Consider the following 10208-nt stretch of genomic DNA (forward strand, 5'->3'; position numbering starts at 1 on the left):
TCGGCGGTCGTCGTGCTGGACGCGCTGCCGCTGAGTGTGAACGGCAAGCTGGACCGCAAGGCCCTGCCCGCCCCCGCGTTCACCGCGGGCTCCGGCCGAGGCCCGGCGACGTTGCAGGAAGAGCTGCTGTGTGCGGCGTTCGCCGAGGCCCTCGGCCTGGAGAGCGTCGGCGTGGACGACGACTTCTTCGCCCTCGGCGGCCACTCCCTGCTCGCCGTCCGCCTGATCAGCCGGGTGCGCGTGGTCCTGGGTGTCGAGGTCCAGCTGCGGACCCTGTTCGAGGCGCCGACGGTCGCCGGGCTGGCGGCCCGCCTGACCGGCTCGGCCGGCGCCCGCCTCGCCCTGCGGGCCGGCGAGCGGCCGCAGCAGATCCCGCTCTCCTTCGCCCAGCAGCGGCTCTGGTTCATCGACCAGCTGGAGGGCCCCGGCTCGACCTACAACATCGCGTTCCGGGTGCCCCTCCCGGCCGATGTGGACGGCGAGGCGCTGAGCGCGGCGCTGCGCGACGTCATCGGACGGCACGAGATCCTGCGGACCGTCTACGCGGCGGGCGAGAGCGAACCGTTCCAGCGGATCGTCCACGCGGACGACCTCGCCTGGAACCTGCAGGTGGTGGAGGTCGCGCCGGACGCGCTGGACGAGGCGCTCGTCGAGGCCTCGGGCCACGCCTTCGACCTGTCGGCGGAGGTGCCGTTCCGCGCCACGCTGTTCGAGTCCGGGGCGGAGGAAAGGGTCCTGCTGATCCTGGTCCACCACATCGCCGCCGACGGCTGGTCCCAGGACCGGCTCAGCCGGGACGTCATGACCGCGTACGAGGCCCGGTCCGCGGGCCGGGCTCCGGAGTGGGCGCCGTTGCCGGTGCAGTACGCCGACTACACGCTGTGGCAGCGCGAACTGCTGGGCGACGAGGGCGACCCGGAGAGCCTGATTTCGCGCCAGATCGCCTACTGGCGTGAGGCGCTGGCAGGCCTCCCGGAGGAGCTGGTGCTCCCGGCGGACCGGCCGCGACCCGCGATCGCCTCGCACCGCGGTCACCGCCTGCCACTGGAGGTTCCGGCGGCGGTGCACGCGCGTCTGACGGAGGTGGCGCGGGCTGAGGGTGTGACGCCGTTCATGGTGTTGCAGGCCTCGCTGGCGCTGCTGTTGTCGAAGCTGGGTGCGGGGACGGACATCCCGATCGGTTCGGCGAACGCGGGCCGTACGGACGAGGCGCTGGACGACCTGGTCGGGTTCTTCATCAACACGCTGGTCGTGCGGACGGACCTTGCGGGCCAGCCGACCTTCCGCGAGGTGCTGGGCCGGGTGCGCGAGGCCACGCTGTCGGCCCTGGCGCACCAGGACGTGCCCTTCGAGAAGCTGGTCGAGGAACTCGCCCCTGCCCGCTCCCGTGCGCGGCACCCGCTGTTCCAGGTCCAGCTGGACCTCCAGAACAACGCCGGCGACAGGCTGACGGTGGATGCCGGGACACCGGCTGAGCCGACCGACGTCACCCCTGGCACTGCGGCGGCGAAGTTCGATCTGGAGGTACGGCTCACCGAGGCGTTCGACGCGCAGGGCGCCCCCGGCGGGCTGCGCGGCGTGGTGGTTGCGGCCGCCGACCTGTTCGACGCGGAGTCGGTCGAGCGGATCGCGTCCGCTCTGTTGCGAGTGCTGGACGCGGTGACGCGTGAGCCCGGCACGGCGGTGGACTCGGTGGACGTGCTGTCAGCGCGGGAGCGTTCGCAGGTGCTGACCGAGTGGAACTCCTCGGCGGTGGACTTCGGTTCGGTGCTGGTGCCGGGGCTGTTCGCGGAGCGGGTGGCGCGGACGCCGGATGCGGTGGCGGTCGTGGCCGACGGTGAGCGGGTGTCGTTCGCGGAGCTTGACGCGCGGGCGAACCGGCTGGCGCACTACCTGCTCGGCCAGGGTGTGGGCGCGGAGTCGTTGGTGGGTGTCTGCCTGCCGCGCGGTGTGGACGCGGTGGTGGCGGTCCTCGCCGCGTGGAAGGCGGGCGCGGGCTATTTGCCGGTTGATCCGTCGTACCCGGTGGAGCGGATCTCGTTCATGCTGGCGGACAGTGGCGCGGTGCTGACGCTCACCGATGAGGAGGTGTTGGACGAGCTGCCGGCGGGGCGCAACCGGTTGGTGGCGGTGGACAGCGCGCTGATGGTGATGCAGTTGGCCGTTCAGCCGGAGACGGCGCCTGTCGTCGAGGTGTCGGCGGACTCGCTGGCGTATGTGATCTACACGTCGGGGTCGACGGGTCGGCCGAAGGGTGTGGCGGTCACGCACGGCGGTCTCGCCAACTACGCGCGGTTCGCGGCGGGTTCGTACGGGGCGGAGGGTGGTGCGCCGCTGCATTCGTCGCTGGCGTTCGACCTGACGGTGACGAGTGTGGTGGTGCCGCTCATCTCGGGTGCGCCGGTGGTGGTCAGCCGTGAGGGCGGGGCCGAGGGCCTGGCGCAGCTGTTGCGCGATGGCGGTGGTTTCGGTCTGGTGAAGGCGGTTCCGGCTCATCTCCCGCTGTTGTCCGGCATGTTGTCGGAGGGGCAGTTGGCGAAGGCGGCGGGCCGGTGGGTGGTCGGTGGTGAGGCGCTGCCGGCCGGTGTGGTGCGGGACCTGCTGGCCAAGGCCCCGGGCTCGGTGGTGGTGAACGAGTACGGTCCGACGGAGGCGACGGTCGGCTGCGCGGTGTTCGAGGTCCGCGCGGGTGATGAGGTCGGTTCGGTGGTGCCGGTCGGCCGCCCGACCGCGAACATGCGGCTGTATGTGCTGGACGACGGGCTGCGTCCGGTGGCGCCGGGTGTGGCGGGTGAGTTGTACATCGCGGGTGTGCAGTTGGCGCGCGGGTACGTCAGGCGCCCGGGTCTGACGGCGGAGCGTTTCGTCGCCAACCCGTTCGAGCCGGGTGTGCGGATGTACCGCTCGGGTGATGTCGCGCGTTGGCGTGCGGATGGGCAGTTGGAGTTCCTGGGGCGTGCGGACGAGCAGGTGAAGGTCCGTGGTTTCCGGATCGAGCCGGGTGAGGTCGAGAGCGTCGTTGCCGCGCATCCGCAGGTCGCGCGGGCGGCGGTGGTGGCTCGGGAGGACGTGCCGGGTGACGTGCGTCTGGTGGCGTACGTCGTCGCCGACGACGAGGCGTCCGCCGAACTCGCCGACACCGTGGTGGCGTTCGCGGCCAGGCGGCTGCCGGAGTACATGGTGCCGTCGGCGGTGGTGGTGTTGGAGGCGCTGCCGCTGACGGGCAACGGGAAGCTGGACCGCAAGGCCCTGCCGGCCCCGGACTACGCGGCCGGCGCGGGCACCGGCCGGGCCCCGGCGAACGCGCGGGAGGAGGCGCTGTGCGCGGCCTTCGCCGAGGTGCTGGGCCTGGAGAACGTCACCGTCGACGACGACTTCTTCCAGCTCGGCGGCCACTCCCTGCTCGCCGTCCGCCTGGCCAACCGGATCAGGACGCTGCTCGGCGTCGAGGTGGAGATCGCGGCGCTGTTCGACGCGCCGACCCCGGCCGGGCTCGCCGACCGGCTGGCGCAGGAGACGGCCCCCGCACCGGCCAGGCCGGCCCTGCGGCCGCGGCGCAACCAGGAGGAGTCCTGATGGTTCCCTTGTCATTCGCGCAGCGGCGGCTGTGGTTCATCTCCCAGCTGGAGGGCCCGAGCGCCACCTACAACGTGCCGCTGGTCCTCCCGCTCGGCGGGGGTACGGACCGGGAGGCGCTGAACGCCGCGTTGCGCGACGTGATGGGCCGGCACGAGGTGCTGCGGACGGTGTTCACGACCGTGGACGGCGAGCCGTACCAGAGCGCCCTGAAGCTCGACGACCTGGACTGGGAGCTCTCCGTCGAGGAGGTGCCCCGGGCGGAGCTCGACGCCGCGATCGCGTCCGCCGAGGCGTACGGCTTCGACCTGGCGGCCGAGGTGCCGGTCCGTGCCCGGCTGCTGGTGGTCTCGCCGCAGGAGCAGGTGCTGGTCGTGGTGTTCCACCACATCGCCTGCGACGGGTGGTCGACCGGGCCGTTCACCCGCGACCTCATGACGGCCTACCAGGCCCGCAGCGAGGGCCGGGCACCCGAGTGGGAGCCGCTGCCGGTCCAGTACATGGACTACGCGCTCTGGCAGCGTGACCTGCTGGGCGAGGCGGACGACCCGGACAGCCTGCTGCACCGGCAGACGGCGTACTGGCGGAAGGCGCTGGCCGGCCTGCCGGAGGAGTTGGCGCTGCCGGTCGACCACCCCCGCCCGGCCGCGGCCTCCTACCGGGGCCACCGGGTGCGGCTGGACGTCTCGGCGCAGACCCACGCCCGGCTGGTGGAGCTGGCGCAGGCCGAGGGCGTCACCGCCTTCATGGTGCTGCAGGCGGCCCTGGCGGTCCTGCTGAGCCGCCTCGGCGGGGGGACGGACATCCCCGTCGGCACGGACGTCGCCGGCCGCACCGACGAGGCGCTGGACGACCTGGTCGGCTTCTTCGTGAACACGCTGGTGCTGCGCACCGACCTCGCCGGCGACCCGACGTTCCGCGAGACGCTGCGCCGGGTGCGGGCGACCAGCCTGGCCGCGTACGGGCACCAGGACGTGCCGTTCGAGCGGTTGGTCGAGGAGCTGGCCCCGGCCCGCTCGCTGTCCCGGCACCCGCTCTTCCAGGTGATGCTGACCCTGCAGAACGCCGCGCGCACGGTGCGGGACGGCGAGCGCGTCGAGGTGTCCGCCGTCTCCGCCGCCGGGGCGTCGGTGGCCAAGTTCGACCTGGAGGTGTCGTTCACCGAGGTGTTCGGGCCGGACGGCACGCCGTCCGGGATCCGGGGCTCGGTGACGGCCGCCTCCGACCTGTTCGAGGCGGGGACGGTCCTGCTGCTCGCCGACTGCCTGGCGGGAGTGCTCGACACCGTGACCGGCAGCCCGGAGCTGCCGCTGAGCGGGGTGCGGATCACGGACGGCTCGGGCACCGTGGCGGTCTTCCCGGGCCGCCCCTCCGCCGACCCCGTCACCCCGTCGCCCGGCGCGGCCGCGGACCGCCGGCTGGTCGCCTACGTGGTGCCCGCGCCGGGCGCCGTGGTCGACCCGGCGGAGCTGCGCGCGTTCGTCCGGGAGCAGCTGCCGGAGTCGATGGTGCCGGCCGCGGTGGTGCTGCTCGACGAACTGCCGCTCACCGCGAACGGCAAGGTGGACACCAAGCGGCTGCCCGCGCCGCCGGAGTACCCGGCCGGCACCGGGCGGGGCCCGGCGAACCCGCGCGAGGAACTGCTCTGCGCCGTCTTCGCCGAGGTCCTGGAACTGGAGCGGGTCGGCGCGGACGACGACTTCTTCGCCCTCGGTGGCCACTCCCTGCTGGCGGTCCGACTGGTCGAGCGGCTGCGCGCGCAGGGCGTGACCGTGCCGGTGCGAGCGCTCTTCGAGACGCCGACCCCGGCCGGGCTGGCCGTGGTGGCGGGCACCGCCCGGGCCGAGGTGCCGGAGAACCTGATCCCGGCCGACGCGACCGTGATCACGCCCGAGATGCTGCCGCTGGTCGACCTCACGTCCGAGCAGATCGAGCGGATCGTCGCCACCGTGGACGGCGGCGCGGCCAACGTCGCGGACGTCTACCCGCTCGGGCCGCTGCAGGAGGGCCTGCTCTTCCACCACCTGTACGCCGACGGCGGCGACGACGCCTACGTGATGCCGGCGGTGCTGGAGTTCGACTCGGCGGACGCCCTGGACGCGTTCCTGTCGGCGCTGCAGAGCGTGCTGGACCGGCACGACGTGTTCCGGACCTCCGTCGTCTGGGAGGGACTGCCCGAGCCCGTCCAGGTGGTGTGGCGGCACGCGCCGATGGCGGTCACCGACGTCGTACCGGACCCGTCCGTCGAGGACCTCGCAGCCGGTCTGGTCGCGGCCGCGGGCCTGTCGATGGACCTGGGCCGGGCCCCGCTGCTCACGGTGCACCGGGCGGCCGTCCCGGGCAGCGGGCGCCGGCTGGCGCTGGTCCGGATCCACCACCTGGTGCAGGACCACATGGCGCTGGAGCTGCTGCTCTCCGAGGTCGGCGCCTTCCTCGCCGGCCGGGCCGCCGACCTTCCCGAGCCGCTGCCCTTCCGGAACTTCGTCGCCCAGTCCCGCGACGAGGCCGAACGGGCCGGTCACGAGAGCTACTTCGCCGAGCTGCTGGGCGACCTGGACGAGACCACCGCGCCCTACGGGGTCACCGACGTGCACGGCGACGGCGCCGGGGTGAGCCGCGGGGTGGTGCCCTTCCCGCCGGAGTCCGAGCGCCGGCTCCGTGCGGTCGCCCGCCGGCTGCGGGTGAGTGCCGCGACCGTCCTGCACGTGGCCTGGGCCCGGGCGGTCGGGGCGATGTCCGGCCGGGACGACGTGGTCTTCGGAACCGTGCTGTTCGGCCGGATGACGGCCGGATCAGGAGCCGGCCAGGTGCCCGGCCCGTTCATCAACACGCTGCCGGTGCGCGTCCGGACGGCCGACACCGGGGTCCTGGCGGCGGTGTCGCAGATGCGCGCCCAGCTGGCCCGGCTGATGGAGCACGAGCACGCCTCCCTCTCCACCGCCCAGCAGGCGAGCGGGCTCGCCGGGGAGACGCCGCTGTTCACCGCCTTCCTCAACTACCGCCACAACCCCGGCCGGGGCGCGGCGGAGGAACAGCCCGAGGAGCGGTCCGAGGACCGGGGCGTCCGCCTGCTGTACGCGCGCGAACGCACCAACTACCCGCTCGGCGTCGCCGTGGACGATGACGGTGACGGCCTCGCGCTGACCGTCGACGCGGTCGGAGCGATCGATCCGGAGGCGGTCGGCGCACTGGTGCGCACGGCCACCGAGCGACTGGTGGCGGCCCTGGAGCTCGCGCTGGACGGCGGCCCGGAAGCGGCACTGAGTGAGATCGAGGTCCTGGACGCCGCCGAGCGCCGTCTGGTCCTGGAGACGTGGAACGACACGGCGGCGCGGGTCGGCGCGGCCACCCTGCCGGAGCTGTTCGAGGCGCAGGCGGCGCGGACCCCGGACGCGGTCGCGGTGGTGGCCGACGGCGTGGAGGTGTCGTACGCGGAGCTGGACGCCCGCGCGAACCGACTGGCGGCACTGCTGGCGGACCGGGGTGTCGGTCCGGAGGCCGTGGTCGGCGTCGTGATGGAGCGCGGCGTCGACCTGGTCGTCGCCCTGCTGGCGGTGGTGAAGGCCGGCGGTGCGTACCTGCCGGTGGATCCGGAGTACCCGGCCGAGCGGATCGCCTACGTGCTGGCGGACGCGGGGGTGCCGCTGGTGCTCTCCCAGACGGCGGTCGCGGACGCGGTGCCGGCCGGTGTGCCCGTGCTGGCGGTGGACGAGCCCGGCGTGGTGCGGGAGTACGAGCGCGCCGCGGGTGTGCCCGCGGCCGGCGGCAACGCGGCGTACGTCATCTACACCTCGGGTTCCACCGGACGCCCCAAGGGCGTGGTGGTCCCGCACGGCGCGCTGGTGAACCACCTGGGCGCCGCGGGCCGGCGGCTGCGGCTGGGCGCGGGGGACCGGCTGCTGGCGGTGACGACGGTGTCGTTCGACATCGCGGCGCTGGAGCTGTTCCTGCCGCTGGTCTCGGGGGCGACGGTGGTCCTCGCGCCGCAGGCCGTGGTGCGCGATCCCGCCGCGCTGGCCGGACTGGCGCGGTCGTCGGGCGCCACGGTGCTCCAGGCGGTGCCGTCGCTGTGGCGGGCGCTGCTGGAGACGGACGGGTGGCCGGTCGCCGTACGGGCGCTGGTGGGCGGCGAGGCGCTGCCGCGCGAGCTGGCGCAGCGCTTCGCGGACCGGGGGATCGCCGCGGTGAACCTGTACGGGCCGACCGAGGCGACGGTCTGGGCCACCTCCGCCGAGGTGGTCGGCGGCGAGGTGTCGGTGGGCCGCCCGTTCGCCAACACCCGGGCGTACGTGCTGGACCGGGCGCTGCGCCCGGCTCCGGCCGGTGTGGCGGGCGAACTGTACCTGTCGGGCGCCCAGTTGGCGCGCGGTTACGCGGGCCGGCCGGGGCTGACGGCGGAGCGGTTCACCGCGAACCCGTACGAGCCGGGGGAGCGGATGTACCGCACCGGCGACCTCGCGCGCTGGACCCGCGACGGGCAGCTGGAGTGCCTGGGCCGGGCCGACGACCAGGTGAAGGTCCGCGGCTTCCGGATCGAGCCGGGGGAGATCGAGGCCGCCCTTGAACGCCACGAGGACGTCGCCCGGGCGGTGGCGGCCGTGCGGAGCGACACCTCCGGCGACGCGTTCCTGGCCGTGTACCTGGTCCCGCGCGTCGGCCCGGCGGAGCCGGACCTCGCCGGGATCCGGGCACACCTGGGCCGGGAGCTGCCCGGCTACATGATGCCCTCCGCGTTCGTCGTCCTCGACGAGCTGCCACTGACCGCGAACGGCAAGGTGGACCGCAAGGCCCTGCCCGCGCCCGAGCTCGCCACCGGCTCCGGCCGCGGCCCGACGACCGTCCGCGAGGAGGTCGTCTGCGCCGCGTTCGCCGAGGTCCTCGGCCTGGAGAGCGTCGGTGTCGACGACGACTTCTTCGCCCTCGGCGGCCACTCCCTGCTCGCCGTCCGGCTGATCGGCCGGCTGCAGTCCCAGGGCGTGACGGTGTCGGTGCGGGCGCTGTTCGACAGCCCGACGCCGGCAGGCCTGGCCCGGTCGGACGGCCGGCGGCAGGTCGTGGTGCCGGAGAACCTGATCCCTGTGGGCGCGACCGCGATCACGCCGGAGATGCTGCCGCTGGTCGACCTGACCGCGGAGGAGGTCGAGCGGGTCGTCGCGACGGTGGACGGCGGCGCGGCCAACGTCGCCGACGTCTACCCGCTCGCCCCGATCCAGGACGGCCTGCTCTACCACCACCTGCTCGCCGACGGCGGCGTCGACGCCTACGTCCAGCCGACCGTCCTGGAGTTCGGCTCCGCCGAACTGCTCGACCGCTTCGCCGAGGCGCTCCAGCACGTCCTGGACCGGCACGACATCCTGCGCACCGGCATCGTCTGGGACGGGCTGCGCGAACCCGTCCAGGTGGTGTGGCGCAAGGCGGTGCTGCCGGTCCGCGAGGTGCCGGTGGACCCGCGTTCCGCGGACCCGGCGGCCGCACTGACCGAGGCGGTCGGACGGACCATGGACCTCTCGCGGGCGCCCCTGGTCGAGCTGTACACGGCCGACGGACCGGACGGCCGCCGGCTGGGCCTGGTGCGGGTGCACCACATGGTGCAGGACCACACCGCGCTCGCGGTGCTGCTGGGCGAGATCGAGGCCTTCCTGACCGGCCGCGCCGACGAACTGCCGGAGCCGCTGCCGTTCCGCGACTTCGTCGCCCAGGTGCGCGGCGGCGTCCCGCGCGAGGAGCACGAACGCTACTTCGCCGGGCTGCTGGGTGACGTCACCGAGCCCACCGCCCCGTACGGACTGACCGACGTCCAGGGCGTCGGCGCCGAGGCCGAGCGCGCCTCCCGGCCGCTGGCCCCCGAGCTGGAGGCGAGGCTGCGCTCGGTGTCGCGCCGGCTGGGCGCCAGCGTGGCGACGCTGATGCACCTCGCGTGGGCCCGGGTGGTCGGCGCGGTCAGCGGCCGGGACGACGTGGTGTTCGGCACGGTGCTGTTCGGCCGGATGAACGCCGGCGCGGGCGCCGACCGCGTCCCCGGCCCGTTCATCAACACGCTGCCGGTGCGGGTGCGGACGGGCGAACTCGGCGTGCTGGACGCGGTGTCGGCGATGCGCGGCCAGCTGGCGCAGCTCCTCGAACACGAGAACGCGCCGCTCGCCGTGGCCCAGCAGGCCAGCGGACTCACCGGCGGCGCACCGCTGTTCACCTCCTTCCTCAACTACCGCCACGCCGCCGGGGTGGACGGGCCGGCGTCCGGAGAGCCGGAGTCTGTGCCGGAGTCGGAGCCGGCCCGGGACGAGTCGGCCGGGATCCGGACCCTGGTCTCCCGGGACACCAGCAACTACCCGCTCGCGCTGTCCGTCGACGACAACGGCCGGGTGATCCGGACGGCGGTGGACGCCGTCGCGCCCGTCGACCCGATGGCGGTCGTCGCCCTGGTGGGCACGGTCGTCGAGGGACTGGTGTCGGCCCTGGAGGCGGCGTTGGACGGTGAGTCCGATGCGGCACTCCACACCGTTCAGGCACTGGACGAGGCTGAGCGCCGTCGTTTGTTGGTGGAGTGGAACGACACGGCTGTCGGGGGTGTGGTGTCGACGTTGCCGGCGTTGTTCGAGGCGCGGGTGGCGTCGGTGCCGGATGCGGTGGCG

2 protein-coding genes are annotated in these 10208 nt (G+C 74.1%); both read left to right on the plus strand.

Going from position 1 to position 10208, the window contains the following annotated elements:
* A partial coding sequence (locus ACFY0X_RS36720; protein ID WP_387760866.1) for an amino acid adenylation domain-containing protein occupies positions 1 to 3576 on the plus strand: 3576 nt, incomplete at its 5' end.
* Positions 3576 to 10208: amino acid adenylation domain-containing protein (locus ACFY0X_RS36725; RefSeq protein WP_387760867.1), on the plus strand; the 6633-nt coding region annotated here is incomplete at its 3' end. The genes ACFY0X_RS36720 and ACFY0X_RS36725, both read left to right, overlap by 1 nt.

Origin of the sequence: Kitasatospora sp. NPDC001547 (assembly GCF_042894165.1) — a bacterium.
Lineage (GTDB): Bacteria > Actinomycetota > Actinomycetes > Streptomycetales > Streptomycetaceae > Kitasatospora.